This window comes from Acinetobacter sp. SFD, assembly GCF_001647575.1.
GTDB classification, from domain to species: Bacteria; Pseudomonadota; Gammaproteobacteria; order Pseudomonadales; family Moraxellaceae; genus Acinetobacter; species Acinetobacter pecorum.
Genome location: NZ_LSZJ01000014.1, coordinates 209019 through 231424, shown reverse-complemented (window position 1 = coordinate 231424; position 22406 = coordinate 209019). Strand labels below are relative to the sequence as shown.

Here is a 22406-nt window from a genome sequence, read left to right as displayed (position 1 = left end):
TGAATAGCCACCGATTTTGTAGACACTCTTTAGTTAGATAAAATGGCTAATTAACGAGGTGTTTATGAGCAGTAGCAAACGATATCCTGAAGAATTCAAAATTGAAGCAGTAAAGCAAGTGACTGAAAAAGGTCATAGTGTATCTGAAGTGGCCACACGTTTAGGTACAACCACGCATAGTCTGTATGCCTGGATCAAGCGTTATGATCCTCAGGAACCTAAAATCACAGACTCTAGGGATGCAGTTTCAGAATTGGCAAAGCTAAAAAAGGAGCTGCAACGGGTTACCGAAGAAAGGGACATATTAAAAAAAGCCGCGGTGTACTTCGCAAGCCAGTCCAAATGAGGTATGCCTTTATTCAGGACAATAAGCACATATGGCCTATTCGTCGTTTATGTTCGACTTTAGATGTTCATCACAGTGGTTATTACGCATGGTTAAAGCAACCCACGAGTAAAACCACAAAGAAACGGCAACTGCTTGCAGGCTTAATTAAACAGTTTTGGCTGGAATCTGGAGGAGTCTACGGCTATCGCAAGATTCACTGTGATTTGAAAGACGCTGGCGAAAATTGCGGTATCAACCGGGTACATCGGTTAATGAAAGCGGATGGGCGTAAATCACATCGCGGCTATCGCAAGCCTAGAGCTTATGCAGGTACGCCAAGTATTGTTTCCGCAAACACCTTAGAACGACAGTTTAATCCAACTCAGCCTAATCAGCGGTGGGTGACTGATATTACTTATATTCGCACACATGAAGGTTGGTTATATCTTGCTGTGGTAATTGATTTATTTTCACGTCTTGTTGTTGGTTGGTCTATGAAATCGAGAATGACTACAGATCTGGTTTTAGATGCATTATTGATGGCACTATGGCGGAGAAAACCACAGAATAAAGTTCTGATCCACTCTGACCAAGGCAGCCAATACACCAGCCATGAATGGCAAGCATTCATTAAACAACACAATCTGGAATGTAGTATGAGTCGCAGAGGAAACTCTCATGATAATGCTGTTGCTGAGAGCTTCTTTCAGTTGCTGAAGCGGGAGCGTATTAAGAAGAAAATTTACGTATCGAGATCAGATGCTCGAGCGGATATATTTGAATATATTGAAATGTTTTATAACTCAAAACGAAGACATGGTTCCAATGGACAACGTTCTCCATTAGATTATGAAAAGGCCCATCAAAAGATGGTTATGTGTGTCTAGAATTTTGGTGGCTATTCAGATTATATTCAATAGTCCCCTTAAATTTTGCTAAATTATAAGCTCCTATACAGCATGAGACCAACTTCTCAACTCGATTGTATATTCTTTTTGTTGCCTGTATATCTCTAAAGAAATCCAACCATTCTTTTGGAGTTATCTTTTTATATTGACGATGGCCAAAAATTGGCATCAGATGCTTTTCAATTGATTGCTTCTCTTTCTTGAAAGTCTCTGGTTTCCACTCATCTTTCTTAATATCAAGCCATTCATAGATAAGATGTGAAAATAGAGCCTGCTCCTCCTCTACTTTAATTTGATTAAGCTCGGCCTGTGTTTTTACTTCAATATCTCCATTTGACATTCTTTCAGCTTTTTCACGAGCTTGTAAATATCCAATCTTCGGATAGCTACCTAAGCCAACCCATCCCCACTTGCCTTTCGTATTCTTATAACGATACTGCCAAGACTTTTTCCCATTCGGCTGAACGCGACAATATAGGCCTGCTATCTCTGTAGGCTCCCTGTATTCTTTATCGCGTGGTTTTAAATTTTTGAAACGGTCTTCTGGGCTTTTTTTGCGCCGTACTTTTTGCTGACCTTTTTCTTCAGAACAGGTATCTAGATCATCTTTGAAATTTTGCATAACTGCAGGTTTAACCTCAATTTTTCGACTGTGTATCCCTGAGTTATAATTTGAAAACTGGATACAAACAAGGATACACAGAGCGCGTTCCCATATGAAGTTATATGAAGTTAAACAAAGCAATAAAAAACCCTTAACTCTTTTAGAATTAAGGGTTTAGATCTTATATAAAGCTATATAAATATAAAATATGGTGGGCCCAGACAGACTTGAACTGTCGACCAACGGATTATGAGTCCGCTGCTCTAACCAACTGAGCTATAGGCCCTAAATGCTGAAAACTTTATTTATCAATAAGTTCAGGCGTCATGAATACTAGCTAAGATTTTTTGGAAAGACAAGTAATTTTATGACCACTTGAACATTTAGGCAGCAATTATGAGTGAGTTGTCTAAACCAGAATATCGGCTATTTAAGACTTCAGTATAAGAGCCTTCTCAGGCTTGAGAAAATAACAGGCAATTCAAAACAAATGAACCTCTGAATTTCAACCTCATCTTATCAATCTCATCCTTAAATTGATAGATTTAACGTCTTAGTATATCTATAAGGTATCAAAATTCTTTATTAGATGAACAGAGATTTAGAGAAAAAAGCATTTAGCCGAAATAGAGGAAAGCACTAGAATTCAGACTTCATTTCTTCGTCTTTACGCAAATCCTGTTTGATTTCGATTAAAGACCATACAATTATGAGTGCCAAAATCAGCATAGACACTATAAAGGCTGCAATGTAAGTCATACTTTTCAATCTCAGCGTAGAAAGAATACGAAAATAGAAAAGACCTGTATAGGGTCTCTTCTTCGACAAAAGTCTAATAATTAAAATGTGTTCTGAATAGTCATTTTTTCACCATTTTAAGACTTTTTTTATATTCAGTAATACTCATAAAATATTAGTGTGATTTTTCTTATATATTTTAACTCTTAATTTTTAATTTAAAAAAAATGAATAAATCATAGATTTTTACATTATTCACCGATTTTATTGGAAAGCCTATTGACTGTATCATCGAACAGGATGAAATTATGCAGTTCTCTTCATACGGTTTTTACTTCTCTGTACTTATGCTAAATAAATTCCTTGGCGAATCTGCATTTAAACTTGCAGGTTGGCAATATCATGTCGAACCAGATGTGCTTGAAGACAAACAGGTCATTATTGGATTTGAACATACTTCAATGATGGATGCTGTGTTGTCAATTGCACTGTTCCAGATTTATGACCTCAAAATTCACACCCTAATTAAAAAAGAATTATTTAAAGGTCCATTCAAACCGCTATTAAAAGCTGTAGGGGGTATTCCAGTTGACCGCAAGGCCAATAAAGATATCGTGACCCAGATGGTGGAACATTTTCAGAACAATGAAAAGTTTAATCTGGTGATTGCACCAGAAGCAACACGGGCCAAACAGGGTGAAGCGCGCAAACCGATTCGCACCGGTTTCTGGCATATTGCCAAGGCTGCCAATGTACCGATCGTGCTGTTATATGCCAACTCCAAAACTAAGCAAGGTGGCATTCTGGGCAAGATCTATCCAACAGACCTTGCGCATGACCTGGCTTTGATCAAGCAACTTTATAAAGACAAAGTTGGTCTGGATATCGTTATTCCTGAATAAGCTTTTTAAAAGAAAAGTACGGGCATAAACAGCAATTTTGCTGTTATGCCTTGGTCATCTGTCTATATAAATGCATAAATAGAATTATAAATCCCCTTATCCTCTTTAGAATATTTTTCTCGATATTGCACTTTTTTTGTTTTTATCCTGAAATCTCAAATCCAGGCACTTTTTTTTAAAAAAACGCTTATGGTAGAATTTCGGCATTCTGATAGGCATACAGCCAATCTACAAGGAGCATAGTTCGCATGGCGGGTCATTCCAAGTGGGCCAATATTAAGCATCGCAAAGCAAAACAAGATGCGAGTCGTGGTAAAGTTTTTACCAAATACATTCGTGAATTAACCACTGCTGCAAAGCTTGGTGGTCCAGATACTGCAAGCAACCCTCGTCTACGTGCTGTGGTTGAAAAAGCATTATCAGTGAATATGACACGTGACGTGATCAACCGTGCCATTCAACGTGGTGCTGGTGGCGAAGATAACGACGACCTGAAAGAAGTGACCTACGAAGGTTATGGTGTAGGTGGTGTTGCGGTTATTGTTGAAACCATGACTGACAACTTGAACCGTACCGTACCTGACGTACGTCATTGCTTCTCTAAAACTGACGGTAACCTAGGCACCAACGGCTCGGTTGCCTTCCTGTTCACTAAACGTGGCGAGATCACTTTTGAAGATGTGTCTTTGGAAGATCAAATCATGGAAGTGGCATTAGAAGCAGGTGCTGAAGATATTGAAGTCACTGAAGATGAAATTCTGGTCATTACCACACCTGAAGCTTTCGGTGATGTTCAAGATGCTCTAACTGCTGCAGGTTTAAAATCCGATAACGCTGAAGTGGTGATGAGCCCTTCAACCAAAGCAGAAATCACAGACATCGATCAAGCGAAAAAAATCATGAAAATGATTGATATGCTTGAAGACTTGGATGATGTCCAGAACGTATATACCAACGTTGAATTCTCAGATGCCGTTTTAGCAGAACTGGATGCTTAACTATCACTGATTCAAAAAACGCACCCCTGGGTGCGTTTTTTATTGCTATCTGCCATGCTCATCTGGGATTAAACCTTATTGAGTAATCCGCTACAGTTAAAAACATTATATTCTTTAATGACAAAGCTCGAATGCAGCGCAACCACATGTTCAATTTTCCCAATCCGTTTGAGCAGGATTTCACTATAATTTTCCATATCACGTGCCACCACTTCGACAATAAAATCTGCCGACTGACCAGTGACCAAAAAGGCATTAATCACTTCAGGAATACTTTCCAGCTCTTCCAGAAATTTGGCAAAAGTGTCGCTATCATGTTTGCTTAAAGATACCTGTAACAGTACATGCAGGCTGAAACCCAATTTCTGGTAATTGATTTCACGCTTTAAGCCACTAATAATATTATGATCTATTAAGTGTTTGATCCTGCGATGCACCGAACTGACAGATAAATTTACCCGCTCGGACAGCTCATTCAAATTGACATCTTCATGCGTCAATATTTCCAGAATATGTTTATCGAAACGATCCAGTTCCATTTTTGTACTCTATATATCAATAAACAGTAAATGCAGAAATTTTTGCACTTTCTCTGTTATACAACAATTATTTATTTTTCACAAAAATTTAATATTCTGAAAATATTTTTCAAATTGTAGACGCTATTATAATAGCTTCGCAGATCCTACTATCATTCGCCTGACTCAACTGGCATCTTTCAAGCATATGAAAATAGATTCACACAAAGAGGCTTAAAATAGATAATCATCTAAATTTTTCAGCGATTTAAGATTATCAATGCAATCGATAATTATAATTTCGGTGGTTATGATCGATGTGGCTATTATCGATTGAGTTAGCGGATGGGCAGGTGAAAAATCGCGCGTGATTCTGCTACCTGGGTCAATCTGGATATGCGAGCATGATCGACGGTATTTTCACTATTTTAAATGACTTTGACTGGATAAATCTTATCTGGCTTTAATTTTGGTTGCTTCCTGAGAAATTTTCTCAGAATAATCCTTTCAATTAATCATCGCCTTAAAAAGCACATTTCATGCGCGTTTTTTAATTTTGAAAATAGCATTAAACCTATACACCGCGCCAGTCTACCCGTGCATTACGTTCAGTGCGGTAAGTACGGCAAATATATTCACCTAGTGGCAGCTGATTCAAGTACTGCTGATAGTCACGATATTCTTCAGACAAGCTTTCAAAATTCTCTTTTTCCCACGGTGTACCTGGAATCGCCAAAAGCGGTGCCAACATGGAACAAACCGCAATATCTGCCAGACCTAAACGATTTCCGACAAAATAATGCCCACCTTGACTGACCAGCATCTGGTTCAGTCGCTGTACAGCTACCTCAATATGCTGTTTGGATTCTGCTACGGTTTCTTCATTCAAGGCATACCCCTTGGCAACCATTGCTTTCAATAAAGGTTTGGAAAATTTTTCAAACTGGCGCAGATAGCCCTGCTCCCCAATTAAGATATCCAGAGACTCATGATCAGAAGTCAGCGCTTGAGAGAGCATCCAGCGGCGGACATGGCGACCCAACTCCAGTGTAATTTCATTAATTTCTAAAGCTTTATTTCGAAAATGTCCTTCTGTATACAATAAACGGTGCTCTGGATAAGTATCATCCAGATATAAAGCAATCTGGGTGGAATCTGCGACCCAGCGGTCCTGATCGCGCAAAATAGGCAGACGATTCTGACCGGTTTTCAAGCGGGCAAAAGCGCGATGTACTCCGGGAATCAGATTGTGAGCAACATAATTCAGCTCTTTATGGTCCAGCATCCAACGTGCTTTTTCGCAAAAGTGAGATAACGGAAACTGGTATAAAGTTCGCATGTATACTCCATGTTTATGATTATTGGATTAGGGCATATGTAAGCCACTGTTTTATTCAGATACTTTAGTCACTCAATTTTAGAAAAACAATGTGATTTTTATTCAAAAGTAAAATACTGGGTGATTATATCTCCATATTTAACGGACTCATGACAAATTCTGCTAAGCCTGACAGCCCATATCAGGCAGCCAGAAGTATTTGATTGCAATAAACCGCAAGCGCATGACCTGACTTTAGCCGTGCTTTCATGTAAAATCGGGGGCAATTTTTATATAACGCTTTTGTGAGTTATTTCATGGGTTTTAATTGCGGTATTGTCGGCTTGCCGAACGTTGGTAAATCTACACTTTTCAATGCCTTAACCAAAGCTGCTATTGCTGCAGAAAACTTCCCTTTCTGTACGATCGAACCAAACACCGGGATTGTGCCTGTTCCTGATCCACGTTTAGACAAATTGGCAGAAATTGTTAAACCGCAACGTATTATTCCAACTACTATGGAATTTGTAGATATCGCAGGTCTGGTCGCAGGCGCATCTAAAGGCGAAGGCTTAGGCAACCAGTTCCTGGCAAACATTCGCGAAACTGATGCGATTGCTCATGTTGTGCGCTGTTTTGAAGATGAAAACGTCATTCATGTGAATGGTCGTATTGATCCACTAGATGACATCGCAACGATCAATACCGAACTTGCGCTTGCAGACCTAGACACTGTTGAGAAAGCTGTAACCCGTTTAACCAAATCTGCCAAGGGTGGTGACAAAGAAGCGATTGCCACTAAAGCAGTGCTGGAAAAGATCCTGCCTTTACTGAATGAAGGTAAACCGGCACGCGCAGCGAATTTGGATGATGACGAACGCAAGCTGGTACGTGGTTTTGGTTTAATGACGCTTAAACCAACCATGTATATTGCCAATGTTGCTGAAGACGGTTTTGAAAACAACCCGCATTTAGATGCAGTAAGAAAATTAGCTGCTGAAGAAAATGCGATTGTAGTTCCACTTTGCAACCAGATTGAAGCTGAAATTTCATTGCTTGAAGATGAAGACCGTGCTGAATTCCTGGAAGCGATGGGTATGGAAGAGCCGGGTTTAAACGTGGTCATTCGTGCAGGTTATTCACTGCTTGGCCTACAAACTTATTTCACCGCTGGCGTGCAAGAAGTTCGCGCCTGGACCGTGAAAGTTGGCGCAACTGCACCACAGGCAGCTGGTGTGATTCATACCGACTTTGAAAAAGGCTTTATCCGTGCAGAATGTATCGCTTATGATGATTTCGTGCAGTACAACGGCGAAGCTGGAGCGAAAGAAGCCGGTAAATGGCGTCTAGAAGGTAAAACTTACATCGTTCAGGATGGTGACGTTTTACACTTCCGTTTTAACGTTTAAGTATTTACTGTTTAAAAAAGCCCTTTCTTGGGGCTTTTTTATTGCTTTTAAAAGAGGGGACATACATATAACCACCTTGCTGTCAGCGCACAATATCAACACGCATTAACAATAATAATTATTCGCATATATAAAGGTTTAATTAAAGCGTATCTTAAATCTTATGAAAATTAACCCAGCTTTATTTTACGCAAAGAAACCTGACGATGAGCTATCTCCCGCCTGCATTGCCTTATGATGCCTATAAATGTGCTAGAACTTCATATCAATAGCAAGACCATGGCAATTTATTATTTATTATAAGTAAGCCTCATCAAACTTCTATCAATAATATCCATGCAGGTACAGCAGGCACAAAATGAGAAGCAGTAAATTATCGTTATCTGAAAGCGTTGAACATACTTTAAATCTTTGAGGAGATCGGCCATGTTTACACGCACGCTGATACAATACATGATTGGCAGCACACTCCTGATCTGTGATGTATTCGGCTTTTATTAGAACAAGTGTGGATGCCCTATTTTTAGAGTTTATTTTGCTAAAAAGCCAGGCTGAATGACTGGCTTTTTTGGGCAAATTTGAACAAATAGGGATTTATTGCATATTGGCAATCGCTGTACCCTTCTGTTTAGGATCAGTATTTCCCAGTGCAGGATTGGCAATCGCATTCTGGCATTGCAATTTATCCCGTTCATAATCTGCCTGCTTTTGTGACAGGCCATTACCATTTTCGATGATAGTGCGCGCCCAGATATCCAGACTGGTCAAGGCTTTACGGCACAGGGCATATTTCCCTTCAGTCACCGAATCTGTCATTTTGACATTAATGCGCCACTCTGTACTCAGTTTACGTACCGGTTGACGTACCTGACTTTCCAGCTGATCCACTTCTTTATGATAAACCAGTGGGTCCACTTCATTGATCAGCTGCCAGGCAGCCTTGGCATAAGTCGTCGCATCATTGCTCAGTTTAGGTGCCGGTTTAATTTCTGGCTTTTCAGTCGATTGACTGTCATTCCCACACGCTTGTAATAACATTGCCGTGCCTATTAAAGCAGCAGTCAGCATTGTGCGTGTCTTGAACATCCACATATCAGGCTCGCCAATTTAAACATTTCGGCCTATGCTATTAAATTCACGTAGAATACACAATCTCCATTTGACCCATCGTTCCACTCTTCTTCAAGGTGTGTCGTGTCTGAACCGAATCAACTCACTACCCAACCTGCTGGCTTCTGGCAAGGTGCAAAAGACAGCCAAGCAATTATCTTCACTTATTTACCAGTGTCGTTTGCGTTTGGTGTTTCAGCCACCCAGTTTGGCTTTACCGCCTGGGAAGCCTTGTTCCTGTCCTGCTCGATGTATGCAGGTGCCAGCCAGTTTTTGGTGGTCGCTCTCTTAGGCAGTGGAACATCTATCTGGATGACGGCATTAACGGTGATAGCTTTAGATATTCGCCATCTGCTTTATGGGCCGGCGCTGCAAAACCTGATTCAAGACCGGCTCAATTTAAAGAAAACAGCAATCTGGTCTTGGGGTCTGACCGATGAAGTCTTTGCCTCTGGCATGATCAAGCTCTCGCAACGGCGTCAAAAGTGGTCGGAATCATGGATGCTGGGTTTAAGCCTGTTTAGCTGGATGTCCTGGGCTCTCGGATCTTTCCTCGGTGGCTTATTTGCCGATCAGGTCAGCAACTTGCCACAGTTCTTGCAGGCTGCACTAGACTTCCTGTTACCTGCACTATTCCTGAGTTTCTTGTTGGCAGCCTTTGAAAAGAAACATACTTTTGTAGTAGCCGTCACAATTCTGGTGTCTGCGATTGCCTGTTACTTTATCGACTTGTCTGCCGCGATTTTTATCGGGATTAGTTCGGGTATTTTTGCCGGCCTGTTCAAGCACTATATTCTAAAACAGCCAGATCCTGAACACGCAGGAGATCAAGCATGAATCTAGAGATTATTCTGGTGGGAATTATCGTCGGCATTGCCAATTTCGCTTCCCGTTTCGGACCTTTTTTTGTGATTCAGAAATTTCAGCAAGGTTCGCAAAAACGTGGAGCATTGTGGCTAAAAATTGCTTTGGGCTCAATTGGTATTGCTGCGATCAGCTCCATGCTGGTGGTTGCTACCCTGCCACCTTTATTAGAAACACCGAATAAAAGTTTTGCGATGCTGGTCGGCTTTATTGTGCTCACGGTTTTGTACTTCAAGTTTAAACGGATCGTGATGGCGACCCTAACCGCAGCGCTGACCTATGGTCTGGTTTATACTTATGTCCCCATGCCTTTTTAGGCCTTAAACAATTGATCAATCAAGACAAAGGCTTATGCAAACTCATAGCATAGGTCTTTTTTTATATAACAATAAAAACAAGGAAGGATGCGCATGTTTGAAGTCAAACAGGTGATTGAAGGCAAAATCTTTATTCATCATCAGCGCGATGAAATGTTAACCGTGTTTCATCGATATGAATTACCGAGACAGTATTTTGAATGTTTTATCAATGCTCAAAATTTTACCGGACATTTTGTTAACGTGCACTGCCAACCTGCTGATGAAGTCCGTGTTGTTTACATACAGAAAAATGGCCAGAATAAAATCATAGCCATGTGGAATCACACTCAGCAAGTTTTACATTTGTATCCCAGCACCATCATTTTTAGTCGATGGAGCTGGATGCATCGGGTCATTCCTAATTTAATCAAAACTATAGCTATTTCCCTGATTTTGCTGACGGGCTTTTTCTTTCTGGTTAGCGCAAGTTTTGAACGTGCCGTGCAGGATGCAACTCTCTTTAGCTTTGGAGGTTTATTGTTAGCATCGATTTTGGTCGGATTACCAATGTTGATATTTTACCGTCATCGGCAAGCACAAACCCAGGAACTGCTACACCTATTCCCTCTAAGCTCAGCGCATCTTCTGGACATGGAAAAATTAAATCCACCAAGCCGGATTTATCCTTTAGCAAAACCAGTTGAGTCACTCACCAATACCTCAATTTCAAGCCCGGATAATATTAGAAAACTTTATAAATAAAATTGTTAGGCAATATCACAATTTTATATGAATCTTGGCTTAACTGCCGGCTCAGTTCTGCTATGCTAAAAGTCCATAAAATCAAGCATGGATGACACACATGAGCGTGACTATTGGTACTCCACTTCAATCTTCTGCCTACAAAGTTCTATTATTGGGTTCTGGTGAACTGGGCAAGGAAGTGGTGATTTCCCTGCAACGTCTTGGAGTCGAAGTTCATGCTGCTGACCGTTATGATCATGCCCCTGCCATGCAGGTTGCGCATTATTCCTATACCTTGAATATGGCAGATGCTGTAGAACTCAAACAACTGATCAATCAAATCCAGCCACATTTAATCGTGCCTGAAATTGAAGCGATTGCAACCGAAGTTCTGCTTGAGATTGAAGCCGAGAACATTGCTACGGTCATTCCTTCTGCTAAAGCCGTCAATCTGACCATGAACCGTGAAGGTATTCGTCGTCTGGCTGCGGAAGAACTCGGTCTGCCCACTTCAGATTACCGTTTTGCCGACAGTTTAGAGTCTTTCCGTGCAGCCTGCGACGATGTCGGCTATCCAAACTTTGTTAAACCAGTCATGTCATCTTCAGGCAAAGGCCAGTCTCGTGTCACCTGCTTTGATGAAGTCGATGCGGCTTGGGAATATGCACAAACTGGAGGTCGGGTCAATCAGGGTACCGTCATTGTAGAATCACAGATTGACTTTGATTTTGAAATTACCTTATTGACTGTTCGTGCCAAAAACCCAGAAACCGGCGAAATCGAAACGTCTTACTGCGACCCAATCGGACATCGTCAGGACTCGGGCGACTATGTGGAAAGCTGGCAACCTCAGCCGATGAATCCGGCCGCGCTGGAAGAGTCCAAGCGCATTGCCAATAAGGTTACTGCAGCACTCGGTGGTTGCGGAATCTTTGGTGTGGAACTCTTTGTAAAAGGTGACAAGGTATGGTTTAGTGAGGTTTCCCCTCGTCCGCACGATACCGGACTGGTGACTTTAGCTTCACAATTCCAAAGTGAATTTGAGCTGCATGCACGTGCTATCTTAGGCTTGCCGGTGAATACTGCACGACATAGTACAGCTGCCAGCGCGGTGATTTATGCCGGAGTCGATGGACGCAATCTTTCCTTTTCTGGCCTGGATCTTGCTTTAGCAGACGGCAACACTGATTTGCGCCTGTTTGGCAAACCGGAAGGCTTTAAACGTCGCCGCATGGGTGTCGCCACTGCACGTGCAGAAACTATCGAACAGGCACGTGAACTGGCACTACAGGCAGCAAGCCAGGTTAGTGTCAACCAGAACTAAACTGAAATACCAACGGACGACTGTACATGATCAACACCCATCCACTGCTGAATTACGCTAAAAGCAACCATGACATTAAAGCCATCAATCAATGGCGCAGTGATGTCGAAAATCAGCTTCAGGAAAGTTTTGAAAATGGCCAGTCGATTCGGGATATTATTCTGGCGCGCTCCAATCTGATCGATGAAGCCCTGCAGTTTCTCTGGCAGCATGCTGAACTGGATCAAACCGATTTGGCCCTGTTTGCTGTTGGGGGCTATGGTCGCCGTGAAATGCTGCCTTATTCTGATGTCGATATCATGATCTTGTCAGAAGATGACATTAGCCCAGAACAGGAACAGCTGATTTCTATATTTATTTCATCGCTATGGGATGTTGGGAATTTCAAACCGGGTATCAGTGTCCGTACCATCAATGAATGTGTCAATCAGGCCAGTAGTGACTTGAGTGTAGCCACTACCCTCATCGAAGCACGCCTGATAACTGGCAATGAAAATCTTTGCAAATGGCCACGTCGCATCGTGTCACGTACATGGACCGACAAAACCTTTTTTGATGCCAAGATGGATGAGCAGCACAAGCGTTATGCCCAGCACAACAATACTGAAAGCAATCTGGAACCGGATATTAAAAATGCACCAGGCGGTATCCGTGACATTAACCAGATTGGCTGGATTGCCAAACGGCATTTCCGCGTCAACCGGATTTATGATCTGGTACATCTCGGTTTTATTTCAGAATTTGAACTCGGTGTGCTTGAGGAAGCAGAAAGTTTCCTCTGGGAAATCCGCCATCATCTGCACCGCTTGACCAAGCGCGATGAAAACCGCTTATTATTTGATTATCAACGTGATATTGCAGCCAAGTTCGGCTATGTGCGTGAAGAAGACCATCACCCAAATTATCCTATCGAACAGTTCATGAAGCGTTATTATCGCACTGCACAGCAGGTATCGACGCTGAACGAAATGTTGCTGGCTTATTTCAACGAATCGGTGATTACCCCGCGTTTGCCGCAATATGAACGCCAGATTGAAGAAATTAATGAAAATTTCAAACTGGTCGATGGCAAACTGGCTGTCCAGCATCACAAGATTTTCTCAGAAAATCCAAGCGCAATTCTGGAAATTTTCTATCTGTTGGCCAATCGTCCCGAGATCGAAGGCATACGTGCGCGTACCTTACGCCTGCTAACGTTGGCTGGAAAACGTATTGATCAGGATTTTCGTGATAATCCAGTGCATCAAGCGCTGTTCATGGCAATTATCCGCTCACCGCATCGGCTGTACGACACCATGGTCGCCATGAAGCGTTACGGTGTGCTCGGAAATTATATTCCGGCCTTTGGTCAGATTATGGGGCTGATGCAATATGATCTGTTCCACATCTATACGGTCGATGCGCATACTTTATTGTTGCTACGTAATTTAAACCGCTTTAAAGAACCTGAATTTGCCAAAGAATTCACGGTGGTCAGTTCAGTATTCCAGCGTCTGACCCGTCGTGACATCGTCTATCTGGCAGCAATTTTTCATGATATTGCCAAAGGTCGCGGTGGTGATCACAGTGAACTCGGCGCCAGCGATGCGATCAAGTTCTGCCGTAGTCACGGCTTTACCGAACGCGAAAGTAACCTGGTGGCCTGGCTGATCCAGAATCATCTGGTAATGTCTGTCACCGCCCAGAAAAAAGATATTTCCGATCCGGATGTGGTCAAGGAGTTCGCCGAAAAAATGGGCGACATGGAGCATCTGGATTATTTATACACCCTGACGGTAGCCGATATTAATGCCACCAATCCGAAGCTGTGGAATACCTGGCGCGCCTCGTTAATGCGTCAACTATATACTCAAGCACGTGACGTAATCCGTTCTGGTCTGGGCCGTCCGGTTGATTATCAAATGCTGATTGAAGATACCAAATTTGCAGCCAGTGAACTTCTGGTTCAGGACTTCTCACTGGATGAGGTCGAAAAAGTCTGGCAGGAACTTGGTGATGACTATTTCCTCAAAGAAACATCAGATGAAATTGCTTGGCATACCCGTGCCATTTTACAGCACGGTGATAATCCTGCCCCACTGGTGCTGATGCGAGCACATCGTAATTACGCCCAGGATGCGGTACAGATCTTTATTTATACGCAGGATCAACCCAACCTGTTTGCCACCACGGTGGCTATTCTGGATCGTATGAACCTGGATGTACAAGACGCGCGGATTATTACTGCCACCAAAGCCTTCAGTCTGGACACCTATGTGGTACTCGACCGTTTTGGTACCTTATTGACCGATCCGGAACGCGAAGCCACAGTCATTGAAGCGCTAAAAGATGCCTTAAGTCATTCAGATGAATATCCGGGCTTGATGCAGCGCCGGATCCCACGTCAATTACGTCATTTCGATATTGAAAATACAGTCGATATCAGTATCAATCCTGCCTTGAATCAAAATATGGTTGAAATTGCCACCCTCGATCACCCTGGTTTACTTGCCAAAATCGGTGGTTTATTTATGATGCAAGGCCTGGATATCCACTCTGCCAAAATTGCCACACTTGGCGAACGTGCCGAAGATATATTCTTTGTCACCAAAAAGAATGGTATACCAATGACCCCAACGGAGTCTCAGGAATTTGCAGCTGCGCTCAAAGCTGCCCTGGATGAGGCTTCACATCAGGTCAGCGGCCAACACTAACATTTTGCTCGGTAACACATTCATGAACTCTAGCTTGTCTCTACTGCATCCTTATCCGTTTGAAAAGTTAAATCAGCTTTTTGCGGATATCCAGCCTGCTAATATGCCATTAATTCCGCTGTCGATTGGGGAACCAAAGCATCCTGCACCGGAGTTTGTGAAACAAGCCATTATTGATAATTTTAAGCATTTGTCGACGTATCCAAACAGCAAAGGCTTGCCGGAGCTACGTGAAAGTATTGCCCAATGGCTGACGCGCCGTTTTCAGCTAAATAGCATCAGTGCAGACAGCAATATCCTGCCTGTTTCCGGTACGCGTGAAGCGATTTTCTCGTTTGTACAGGCTTTGGTGAATCGTGAAGAGGCACCTTATGTGGTCATGCCGAATCCGTTTTACCAGATTTATGAAGGTGCAACACTGCTCGCAGGTGCCAAACCTTATTTCATCAACTGTACTGAGGAGAACAATTACCTTGGTGATTTTGATGCGGTTCCGGCAGAAGTCTGGGAAAAGACCGCGCTATTATTTGTCTGTACCCCGGGCAATCCAACCGGTGCAGTGCTATCGAAAGAACAGTTTAAAAAACTGATTGCCCTGTCGGATCAATACAACTTTGTGATTGCTTCAGACGAATGCTATTCGGAACTGTGGTTTGATCAGGCACCTGTAGGTTTACTGGAAGTTTGTGCTGAAATCGGCCGGGATGACTATAAAAACTGTGTGGTGTTCCATTCACTGTCTAAACGTTCTAACCTCCCGGGCATGCGTTCAGGTTTTGTTGCTGGTGATGCCAGCCTGTTAAAACCTTATTTGCAATATCGTACTTATCACGGTGCGGCGATGCCGGTTCAACATCAACTGGCGTCAATTGCTGCCTGGGATGATGAAGCGCATGTGGAAGAAAACCGGGTGCAATACCGTGCCAAGTTTGATTTATTTCAGCAGGAACTCGGACATTTATTGCCATTGAAAAAGCCGGATGCGGGCTTCTACTACTGGTTAAAAGTTGACAACGATGAAGCCTTTGCCAAACGCCTGATGGAAGAAGCACATATTAAAGTTCTTCCGGGTCGCTATTTATCTCGCGATACCGAACAGGGTAATCCAGGTGAGCATCATGTCCGTCTGGCACTCGTAGCCGATCTGGCACAATGTGAAGAGGTTATTCAACGCCTGAAAGCCATTCTCTAAGTTTTGACCAAAACTAAAAAACCCACTAGTTTAAAGTGGGTTTTTTAATTGAAATCAGATGAGTTCTATTTTTATCTCATAATGAGAAGATGACGCTAATCATTACAATACTTTGGCAATTTCATCTTCAAGATCTTCAGGCTTGGTGGTCGGAGCAAAACGGTTCAATACCTTGCCATCACGTCCGATCAGGAACTTGGTAAAATTCCATTTAATCCCATTGCCTAAAATACCTTTGGAATTATTGGTCAAATAGCGAAAAATAGCATGTGCCTCAGGGCCTTTGACGTCCACCTTGGAAAACATCGGGAAAGATACGCCGTAATTTTTCTGGCAAAATTCACCAATCTGTTCATTAGAACCTGGATCTTGACCACCAAACTGGTTACATGGAAAGCCTAAAATTTCCAGACCTTGATCTTTATATTTTTCGTAGAGTTTTTCCAATCCTGAAAACTGGGGGGTAAAACCACACTTACTCGCTGTATTGACAATCAAAAGTACCTTGCCTTCATAATCCGCAAGCGCCTTGCTTTTGCCATTTAACAATTCAGCTTCAAACTGATAAATGTTAGTCATGGATAGGTTTCCTCATCATTTTTTTCTTGTGTTTCTAGATCTAGAGAAGCCGAGTTGACACAATAACGTAAGCCTGTCGGTTCCGGACCATCCGGAAAAACATGCCCTAAATGTGCGTCACAATGATGACAAACAATTTCGGTTCTGACCATTCCATGTGAAGTATCAGGTAATTCTTCTACTACTGAATTGCTGATAGGACGGTAGAAGCTTGGCCAGCCACAGCCGCTGTCATACTTGGTCTCTGATGAGAACAGCGGGGTGCCACAGCAACGGCAAACATAGGTTCCATCTTGCTTAGTATTCCAGTATTTTCCAGTAAATGCCGGCTCTGTGCCTTTCTCGCGGGTAATGCGAAATTCCTCAGGTGATAACTCTCTTTGCCACTCACGGTCTGTTTTATTGAGTTTTCCCATGCTTACGCACCTTTTTATCTTGCTATTTAAAATAGGATAATCCTATATTTACGTGATTCATTTTAAAAATTCTAGTCTTTATTCAATATTTTACAAAAGATAATAATGCCCATAAAAGCAAAAAGTGAGCAAATGCAAAATATATAAGTAAGCAATTTATGTATTAAATGATTCTATGTGAGCAAATTTAGTGATATCCTTAGTTTTAAATTTGCTCAGGATTAAAAAATGTCGCAAAAAAAGAGCGTAATTTTTAAAAATCTGCTGCCTGTGATCAAACAGTATCAACAGCTTGGATTTACGCATGAGAAAATTGTTGCACTACTCCGCGATGATCACCATCTCGATCTAGTCACAACTGAGACATTTAAAAGTTATTTATATCGTTATGCAAAAGTGACCTCCATTCCATCCGAGAACATCAAAATGCCGAACACTATCCAATCCCCTCGCGAAATCAAGAAATCATCCAAGCTTGATCATGTTTGCTACGACATTCGCGGACCTGTGTTACGAGCGGCCATAGAGATGGAAGAAGCAGGCCATAAAATCATTAAATTAAATATTGGTAACCCTGCCCCATTCGGCTTTGAAGCGCCGCAAGAAATTATCAATGATGTAGCTTTAAACCTGCCAAATGCGATTGGCTATACCGATTCCAAAGGGATTTTCCCGGCGCGTAAGGCCATCTGCCAGTATTACCAGCAAAAAGGTATTCTGGATATGCACGTCAATGACGTCTATGTCGGTAATGGGGTATCGGAACTGATCGTAATGGCCATGCAAGGCCTTCTGGATGATGGCGATGAAATGCTGATTCCGATGCCAGATTATCCGCTCTGGACGGCAGCAGTGAATCTGTCTGGCGGTACAGCGATTCACTATAAATGTGATGAAGAAAATCACTGGTATCCAGATATTGCCGACATGGAAAGCAAAATCACGCCGAATACCCGCGGCATTGTGATTATTAACCCGAATAACCCGACTGGCTCGGTTTACCCACGTCATGTCTTGCAACAAATCGTCGACTTGGCCAAGAAATATGACCTGATTTTATTTGCTGACGAAATCTATGACAAAATTGTCTACGATGGGATCGAGCATGTTGCTGTAGCTGCCTTGGCAGGTAATCAACTTTGCGTATCATTTAACGGCTTGTCTAAAGCGTATCGTATTGCCGGTTACCGTTCGGGCTGGATGGCAATCACTGGTGACAAGTCTCGTGCAGCAGATTATATCGAAGGTCTGGATATGCTGGCGTCGATGCGCCTGTGCGCCAATCATCAGGCACAATATGCGATTCAGACTGCGCTGGGCGGTTATCAGTCAATTAACGACCTGATTCGTCCGGGTGGGCGTTTATATGAACAGCGTAATATTGCCTGGGAAATGCTGAACGAGATCCCTGGAGTATCTTGTGTCAAGCCTGAAGGTGCCATGTACTGCTTCCCGAAACTGGATCCGAATGTGTATCCAATTCAGGACGATGAAAAACTGATGCTGGATTTGTTACGTGCAGAGAAAGTACTTCTGGTTCAAGGTACAGGCTTTAACTGGCCGACACCGGATCATTTCCGTGTAGTATTCCTGCCGGCTGAAAATGAACTGCGTGAAGCTATTACGCGTGTTGGCCGTTTCCTGGCCAAGATGCGTTAATTCCGGCACCAGACGATATAAAAAAAACCGCATTTTTAAATGCGGTTTTTTACTTTTCTGAAAAATTCAGGTTTTAACTTATACATTATAAAAAGCCTGGCGGTTTTCTTGCACAAATTTCTGTACTCCAGGGTTTCTTAACGGGCAATTCCTCCTCAACCATAAAAATTCATGTTATTTTTTGACCAAATATAAAATTCTATGAGTACACGGATGTCCTCAAATACAATAAAACTCAGCCTGCTCCTCTGTCTTAGCATGTGCTTAGGTATTGGTATTCTTCGTTTTTCTTATACCGCCCTGTTACCTGGTACACGCGAAGCCTTTGGCTGGAGTACAGATTTTGCCAGTCTCTTGGGCAGTGCCAATTTGCTGGGCTATTTGATCGGCGCATTTACCGCCATGCGCCTGCCTCAAGACCGGAGTATGAGCACTTATATTCAAATTTCAGCCTTTGCCGGCATGTTCAGCCTGATGTGCTGTGCATTTTCTGGTTTTTCTGAAGCATGGTATATCGCTTGGCGGATTATTTCCGGGATCAGCGGTGGATTAATGATGATCTTATCGCCGAGTGTGGTCGCGCAGTGCTGTGAACTTCAAGACCGTCTTAAAATCAACTTTATTGGTTTTAGCGGAATTGGAGTAGGTGTTTTAGTTGCAACCCTGTTTCTGCCCTATCTGGATCAAATTTCCGTCCAGACTGCATGGCTGATCTTGTGGGGCTTTGCCCTACTTATGTCTACTGTTTTAAGCTTACTACTACAGCAGTTTAAACCCTATCTTTCTCTACAGGCACCTGCTGTTACCGCTCATCTCCCTCTGAATAGTATTTTTTATAGTTTATTGACGGTATACGCCTGTAGTGCATTCGCCTATATACCGCATTCACTCTTCTGGATTGATTATTTAAGCCAGCAGTTGGGATTGAGCTTGTTCTGGATTAATTTCAACTGGATTCTGTATGGACTAGGCAGTGCCTTAGGTGCCTTGAGTGCTTATGCACTGGCCAGAAAATGGGGTAATTTTGCTGCACTGAAAATTCTTTATAGCCTTTATATTATGGCCATTTTTATTGCGACTCTAGATGCCTATCCCTTACTCACTTTTAGCTCTTCCTTTTTTACCGGGATGCTAAATCCCGCTGTGGTCTTCCTGACCTCTTATACCATTTTGCAACTGTATGGATTGGCTTATAAAAAACTCTGGAGTATTGCCACCTTATGTTTTGCCACTGTTCAGCTGATCGGTGGCCTCAGTTTCAGTACCCTACAGTATCTGGGATTAAGCTACCATCAGCAGTTTATATTGGCTGCATTTGTCCTTTTATTGGGAACCCTGCAACTATTCTGGCATACAGGTTTCACCGGACTCAAAACCAACAAACACTTTCAGCCAGATTCTACTCAAAAAGAAGGTACCAAATAAGGATACGGGTTCGTGGGCCCTTGCCCACCTAAATAAATCCCATAATGTAAATGCGGCGGGGTATTTTTGGCATTACCCGTATTGCCCACATAAGCAATAACTTCACCTGCCTCAACCCAGTCACCTTCCTGAATATGTTCTGCATAATCGTCCAGATGCGCATAATAATGTTGGCTCATATTTGGACCGGTCACCCAGATGATTTTTCCACCCAGATTATTGGTCCCAATCTTCCGTACAATACCTTGAGTCGCACTAAATACAGGTGTACCACGTTTGGCAAAAATATCTGTACCTTCATGTTTACGACCGGCACTACGTGCTGCCCCCCAGGTATCATTGATTTGGCCGACTGTAACCCCTTCCACCGGAATCTGTAGCGGCGCTTCTAACTCGGTTCTTTGTAATTGCCAATATAGATATGGGCTTTTCCATCCCGCTGCCTGACCTGACGGCGGTGGCTGACAGGCCGTCAGTAAAAACCCCATAGACAACAGTAAGCTTATAATCCAAAGAAATTTCACCAATATTCGCATCTAATTAAATAAATGACTTTTATCTTAATCACAACCGCCTAATTTAAAATCATAATCCTGTTATTTTTAGTGATGATTTTATATAAGCTTTTAAATAACAAAACCCTCACATGAGGGTTTTGTTATTTAAGTTAAAAAAGAGATTACCTGCGTTTTTTTGCGCGAGATGGTTTCGATGGTTGTTGCTGTTGTTGTTGCTCTTCGTTCTGAGCATTGTTCTGCTTGTCTTTTTGCTGGACCTGCTTATGCTTCGCTCTAGTTTTCGCCATTATATACTCCTTTAGAGAACCTTCTCTAATCACTGGAAGTTCCATTCATTACTGTACCTTGTATACAAAATAAGCCAATCGCTGAGCTGTATCCAAATACGTTAATGTAATACAAATTTCCCTAAGTCATTCAGCTATGAGCGAATCATTTTGGGCCTTATTACACTTCTTACATAAATTTGCAGCCTGATACCCATTTTAACTTTGAGCTGAAATCACTTAAACTTTTAGTGAAAAGGCGCCTATAAAAAAACCCGCAGTTAATGCAGGTTTTGATTCATAAATTGCAGTTTTAAGCATCCATGTTGTCAATGATGGCCTGACCAAACTCAGAACAACGAAGTAAAGTCGCACCTGGCATCAGGCGCTCGAAATCATAAGTCACCGTTTTTGCCGCAATTGCCCCTGAAATCCCCTTAATGATCAGGTCAGCAGCTTCTGTCCAGCCCATATCACGCAGCATCATTTCTGCAGACAGAATAATCGAGCCCGGATTCACCTTATCTTGTCCGGCATATTTAGGCGCTGTCCCGTGGGTCGCTTCATAGACCGCAATCGAACCGCCAATATTGGCACCCGGTGCAATCCCGATTCCCCCGACCTCCGCAGCAAGCGCATCAGAAATATAGTCACCATTTAAGTTCAGTGTGGCAATCACGGAATAATCTGCCGGACGCATCAAAATTTGCTGCAAGAAAGCATCGGCAATGACATCCTTAATAATAATGTCTTTACCTGTTCTCGGATTTTTGATTTTAACCCACGGCCCACCATCTAAAAGCTCTCCACCAAAACGTTCTAGCGCAACTTCATAGCCCCATTCTTTAAACGCCCCTTCAGTGTATTTCATGATATTGCCTTTGTGTACCAAGGTCACACTCGGCTTGTCATTCTCAATAGCAAACTGGATAGCTTTACGCACCAGACGCTGGCTACCCTCTTTAGAGACAGGCTTGATCCCGATCCCGCAATTGTCTTCAAAGCGAATGTTGGTTACACCCATTTCTTGTTTCAGAAACTTGATCACTTTTTTTGCTTCGGGAGAATCTGCTTTCCATTCAATTCCGGCATAAATATCTTCTGAATTCTCACGAAAAATGACCATGTCGGTCAGTTCCGGATGATGTACCGGTGACGGAACACCTTCAAACCAGCGTACCGGACGCACACAGACATATAAATCCAGTTCCTGGCGTAATGCCACGTTCAGGGAACGAATACCCCCACCGACTGGCGTAGTCAGTGGACCCTTAATAGATATTACATAATCTCGCAGCGCTTCCAGAGTTTCTTCAGGCATATAAATGCCATAAATTTTATTAGCTTTTTCACCGCAGTAGACTTCCATCCATTCGATGGAACGCTTCCCGGCGTATGCTTTTTGCACAGCAGCATCTACCACAGCCTGCATTGTTGGTGTAATATCAACACCAATTCCATCCCCTTCAATAAATGGGATAATTGGATTATTTGGTACGTTGAGTGAAAGGTCTGCATTTACGGTAATTTTGGTACCATCCACAGGTACTACGATTTTTTGATATCCCATTATTAGTATTCTCCCTAATGCCGC

General features: G+C 42.5%; 21 protein-coding genes and 1 tRNA gene. 12 read left to right on the top strand and 10 right to left on the bottom strand.

Features of this window, described 5'->3' with window-relative positions; translation table 11 throughout:
- The first annotated feature begins 64 nt into the window (after positions 1 to 64).
- Positions 65 to 1215, top strand: a protein-coding gene (locus AY605_RS12285) for an IS3 family transposase (RefSeq protein WP_228138656.1) whose coding sequence is annotated in 2 segments (ribosomal slippage) — positions 65 to 305 and positions 305 to 1215 — 1152 coding nt in all. Because the reading frame shifts where the segments join, the coding sequence is not laid out codon by codon here.
- Here AY605_RS12285 and AY605_RS12280 read toward each other — a convergent pair.
- A complete protein-coding gene (locus tag AY605_RS12280; protein ID WP_064096664.1) occupies positions 1202 to 1858 on the bottom strand; it encodes a tyrosine-type recombinase/integrase in 657 nt (218 codons plus the stop codon). The genes AY605_RS12285 and AY605_RS12280 overlap by 14 nt on opposite strands.
- A 191-nt stretch (positions 1859 to 2049) precedes the next feature.
- A tRNA-Ile gene (locus tag AY605_RS12275) sits at positions 2050 to 2126 on the bottom strand.
- 799 nt (positions 2127 to 2925) lie between these two features.
- On the opposite strand from AY605_RS12275, the gene AY605_RS12270 reads away from it, so the two are divergent.
- Positions 2926 to 3480: a 1-acyl-sn-glycerol-3-phosphate acyltransferase gene (locus tag AY605_RS12270; RefSeq protein ID WP_064096678.1), complete on the top strand. Its 555-nt coding sequence runs from the start codon at positions 2926 to 2928 to the stop codon at positions 3478 to 3480.
- Positions 3481 to 3728: 248 nt separating this feature from the next.
- Positions 3729 to 4478 (top strand): YebC/PmpR family DNA-binding transcriptional regulator, encoded by a 750-nt coding sequence (locus tag AY605_RS12265; RefSeq protein WP_004731522.1) that lies wholly within the window; start codon positions 3729 to 3731, stop codon positions 4476 to 4478.
- A gap of 68 nt (positions 4479 to 4546) precedes the next feature.
- Here the strand turns inward: AY605_RS12265 and AY605_RS12260 are convergent, their stop codons facing one another.
- Together AY605_RS12260 and AY605_RS12255 are read right to left on the bottom strand one after the other, a co-directional pair.
- Positions 4547 to 5017, bottom strand: a complete 471-nt coding sequence (locus tag AY605_RS12260) for an Lrp/AsnC family transcriptional regulator (RefSeq protein ID WP_004645518.1) — start codon at positions 5015 to 5017, stop codon at positions 4547 to 4549.
- Positions 5018 to 5570: 553 nt separating this feature from the next.
- On the bottom strand, positions 5571 to 6335 hold the full coding sequence (locus AY605_RS12255; protein ID WP_064096663.1) for a glutathione S-transferase family protein: 765 nt from the start codon (positions 6333 to 6335) through the stop codon (positions 5571 to 5573).
- A 296-nt stretch (positions 6336 to 6631) separates the two neighbouring features.
- Between AY605_RS12255 and ychF the strand changes: the two genes are divergently transcribed.
- Positions 6632 to 7723, top strand: a complete 1092-nt coding sequence (gene ychF, locus AY605_RS12250) for a redox-regulated ATPase YchF (RefSeq protein ID WP_064096662.1) — start codon at positions 6632 to 6634, stop codon at positions 7721 to 7723.
- Between the two features lie 594 nt (positions 7724 to 8317).
- Here ychF and AY605_RS12245 read toward each other — a convergent pair.
- Positions 8318 to 8815, bottom strand: coding sequence for a hypothetical protein (locus tag AY605_RS12245; RefSeq protein ID WP_064096661.1), 498 nt, complete (start codon positions 8813 to 8815; stop codon positions 8318 to 8320).
- Positions 8816 to 8917: 102 nt separating this feature from the next.
- Here AY605_RS12245 and AY605_RS12240 point away from each other — a divergent pair, with 102 nt between their 5' ends.
- The 6 genes from AY605_RS12240 to dapC all read left to right on the top strand — a co-directional run bounded on the left by AY605_RS12240 (position 8918) and on the right by dapC (position 15949).
- The gene (locus AY605_RS12240) at positions 8918 to 9670 is read left to right on the top strand and encodes an AzlC family ABC transporter permease (RefSeq protein WP_064096660.1); all 753 of its coding nucleotides are present in this window, start codon (positions 8918 to 8920) and stop codon (positions 9668 to 9670) included.
- Positions 9667 to 10014 (top strand): L-valine transporter subunit YgaH, encoded by a 348-nt coding sequence (ygaH, locus tag AY605_RS12235; protein WP_064096659.1) that lies wholly within the window; start codon positions 9667 to 9669, stop codon positions 10012 to 10014. Before AY605_RS12240 ends, ygaH begins: the two co-directional genes overlap by 4 nt.
- A 93-nt stretch (positions 10015 to 10107) precedes the next feature.
- The gene (locus AY605_RS12230; protein ID WP_064096658.1) at positions 10108 to 10758 is read left to right on the top strand and encodes a hypothetical protein; all 651 of its coding nucleotides are present in this window, start codon (positions 10108 to 10110) and stop codon (positions 10756 to 10758) included.
- Positions 10759 to 10849: 91 nt separating this feature from the next.
- Positions 10850 to 12064, top strand: coding sequence for a formate-dependent phosphoribosylglycinamide formyltransferase (gene purT, locus AY605_RS12225; RefSeq protein WP_171254970.1), 1215 nt, complete (start codon positions 10850 to 10852; stop codon positions 12062 to 12064).
- 26 nt (positions 12065 to 12090) lie between these two features.
- Complete coding sequence (gene glnD / locus AY605_RS12220; protein ID WP_064096656.1) at positions 12091 to 14757, top strand: [protein-PII] uridylyltransferase; 2667 nt, start codon at positions 12091 to 12093, stop codon at positions 14755 to 14757.
- A gap of 22 nt (positions 14758 to 14779) precedes the next feature.
- Positions 14780 to 15949, top strand: a complete 1170-nt coding sequence (gene dapC / locus AY605_RS12215; RefSeq protein ID WP_064096655.1) for a succinyldiaminopimelate transaminase — start codon at positions 14780 to 14782, stop codon at positions 15947 to 15949.
- Positions 15950 to 16051: 102 nt separating this feature from the next.
- Here dapC and AY605_RS12210 read toward each other — a convergent pair whose 3' ends face one another.
- Positions 16052 to 16528, bottom strand: coding sequence for a glutathione peroxidase (locus tag AY605_RS12210; protein WP_064096654.1), 477 nt, complete (start codon positions 16526 to 16528; stop codon positions 16052 to 16054).
- Positions 16525 to 16944: a peptide-methionine (R)-S-oxide reductase MsrB gene (gene msrB, locus AY605_RS12205; RefSeq protein WP_064096653.1), complete on the bottom strand. Its 420-nt coding sequence runs from the start codon at positions 16942 to 16944 to the stop codon at positions 16525 to 16527. The genes AY605_RS12210 and msrB overlap by 4 nt, the downstream gene beginning before the upstream one ends.
- A 228-nt stretch (positions 16945 to 17172) precedes the next feature.
- On the opposite strand from msrB, the gene AY605_RS12200 reads away from it, so the two are divergent.
- Together AY605_RS12200 and AY605_RS12195 are read left to right on the top strand one after the other, a co-directional pair.
- A complete protein-coding gene (locus AY605_RS12200; RefSeq protein WP_064096652.1) occupies positions 17173 to 18603 on the top strand; it encodes a pyridoxal phosphate-dependent aminotransferase in 1431 nt (476 codons plus the stop codon).
- Positions 18604 to 18816: 213 nt separating this feature from the next.
- A complete protein-coding gene (locus AY605_RS12195; protein ID WP_064096651.1) occupies positions 18817 to 20028 on the top strand; it encodes a YbfB/YjiJ family MFS transporter in 1212 nt (403 codons plus the stop codon).
- On the opposite strand, the gene AY605_RS12190 is transcribed toward AY605_RS12195, so the two are convergent.
- The 3 genes from AY605_RS12190 to icd all read right to left on the bottom strand — a co-directional run bounded on the left by AY605_RS12190 (position 20007) and on the right by icd (position 22382).
- Positions 20007 to 20564 carry a M23 family metallopeptidase gene (locus AY605_RS12190; RefSeq protein ID WP_064096650.1) on the bottom strand — a complete coding sequence of 186 codons (558 nt, stop codon included), beginning with the start codon at positions 20562 to 20564 and terminating at the stop codon, positions 20007 to 20009. The genes AY605_RS12195 and AY605_RS12190 overlap by 22 nt on opposite strands.
- 143 nt (positions 20565 to 20707) lie before the next feature.
- Positions 20708 to 20833 (bottom strand): hypothetical protein, encoded by a 126-nt coding sequence (locus AY605_RS15345; protein ID WP_263600643.1) that lies wholly within the window; start codon positions 20831 to 20833, stop codon positions 20708 to 20710.
- A gap of 292 nt (positions 20834 to 21125) precedes the next feature.
- Positions 21126 to 22382, bottom strand: a complete 1257-nt coding sequence (gene icd, locus AY605_RS12185; protein ID WP_064096649.1) for an NADP-dependent isocitrate dehydrogenase — start codon at positions 22380 to 22382, stop codon at positions 21126 to 21128.
- Between the last annotated feature and the right edge of the window lie 24 nt (positions 22383 to 22406).

What these genes read in the sequence shown, in the direction of transcription:
- AY605_RS12255 (WP_064096663.1), bottom strand. Translation starts at nt 6,335, where the DNA reads ATGCGAACTTTATACCAGTTTCCGTTATCTCACTTTTGCGAAAAAGCA.
- AY605_RS12230 (WP_064096658.1), top strand. Translation starts at nt 10,108, where the DNA reads ATGTTTGAAGTCAAACAGGTGATTGAAGGCAAAATCTTTATTCATCAT.
- purT (WP_171254970.1), top strand. Translation starts at nt 10,850, where the DNA reads ATGACACACATGAGCGTGACTATTGGTACTCCACTTCAATCTTCTGCC.
- AY605_RS12245 (WP_064096661.1), bottom strand. Translation starts at nt 8,815, where the DNA reads ATGTGGATGTTCAAGACACGCACAATGCTGACTGCTGCTTTAATAGGC.
- AY605_RS12190 (WP_064096650.1), bottom strand. Translation starts at nt 20,564, where the DNA reads ATGCGAATATTGGTGAAATTTCTTTGGATTATAAGCTTACTGTTGTCT.
- msrB (WP_064096653.1), bottom strand. Translation starts at nt 16,944, where the DNA reads ATGGGAAAACTCAATAAAACAGACCGTGAGTGGCAAAGAGAGTTATCA.
- AY605_RS12265 (WP_004731522.1), top strand. Translation starts at nt 3,729, where the DNA reads ATGGCGGGTCATTCCAAGTGGGCCAATATTAAGCATCGCAAAGCAAAA.
- ygaH (WP_064096659.1), top strand. Translation starts at nt 9,667, where the DNA reads ATGAATCTAGAGATTATTCTGGTGGGAATTATCGTCGGCATTGCCAAT.
- dapC (WP_064096655.1), top strand. Translation starts at nt 14,780, where the DNA reads ATGAACTCTAGCTTGTCTCTACTGCATCCTTATCCGTTTGAAAAGTTA.
- AY605_RS12270 (WP_064096678.1), top strand. Translation starts at nt 2,926, where the DNA reads ATGCTAAATAAATTCCTTGGCGAATCTGCATTTAAACTTGCAGGTTGG.
- AY605_RS12210 (WP_064096654.1), bottom strand. Translation starts at nt 16,528, where the DNA reads ATGACTAACATTTATCAGTTTGAAGCTGAATTGTTAAATGGCAAAAGC.
- AY605_RS12200 (WP_064096652.1), top strand. Translation starts at nt 17,173, where the DNA reads ATGTCGCAAAAAAAGAGCGTAATTTTTAAAAATCTGCTGCCTGTGATC.
- AY605_RS12280 (WP_064096664.1), bottom strand. Translation starts at nt 1,858, where the DNA reads ATGCAAAATTTCAAAGATGATCTAGATACCTGTTCTGAAGAAAAAGGT.
- AY605_RS12260 (WP_004645518.1), bottom strand. Translation starts at nt 5,017, where the DNA reads ATGGAACTGGATCGTTTCGATAAACATATTCTGGAAATATTGACGCAT.
- glnD (WP_064096656.1), top strand. Translation starts at nt 12,091, where the DNA reads ATGATCAACACCCATCCACTGCTGAATTACGCTAAAAGCAACCATGAC.
- ychF (WP_064096662.1), top strand. Translation starts at nt 6,632, where the DNA reads ATGGGTTTTAATTGCGGTATTGTCGGCTTGCCGAACGTTGGTAAATCT.
- AY605_RS12195 (WP_064096651.1), top strand. Translation starts at nt 18,817, where the DNA reads ATGTCCTCAAATACAATAAAACTCAGCCTGCTCCTCTGTCTTAGCATG.
- AY605_RS15345 (WP_263600643.1), bottom strand. Translation starts at nt 20,833, where the DNA reads ATGGCGAAAACTAGAGCGAAGCATAAGCAGGTCCAGCAAAAAGACAAG.
- icd (WP_064096649.1), bottom strand. Translation starts at nt 22,382, where the DNA reads ATGGGATATCAAAAAATCGTAGTACCTGTGGATGGTACCAAAATTACC.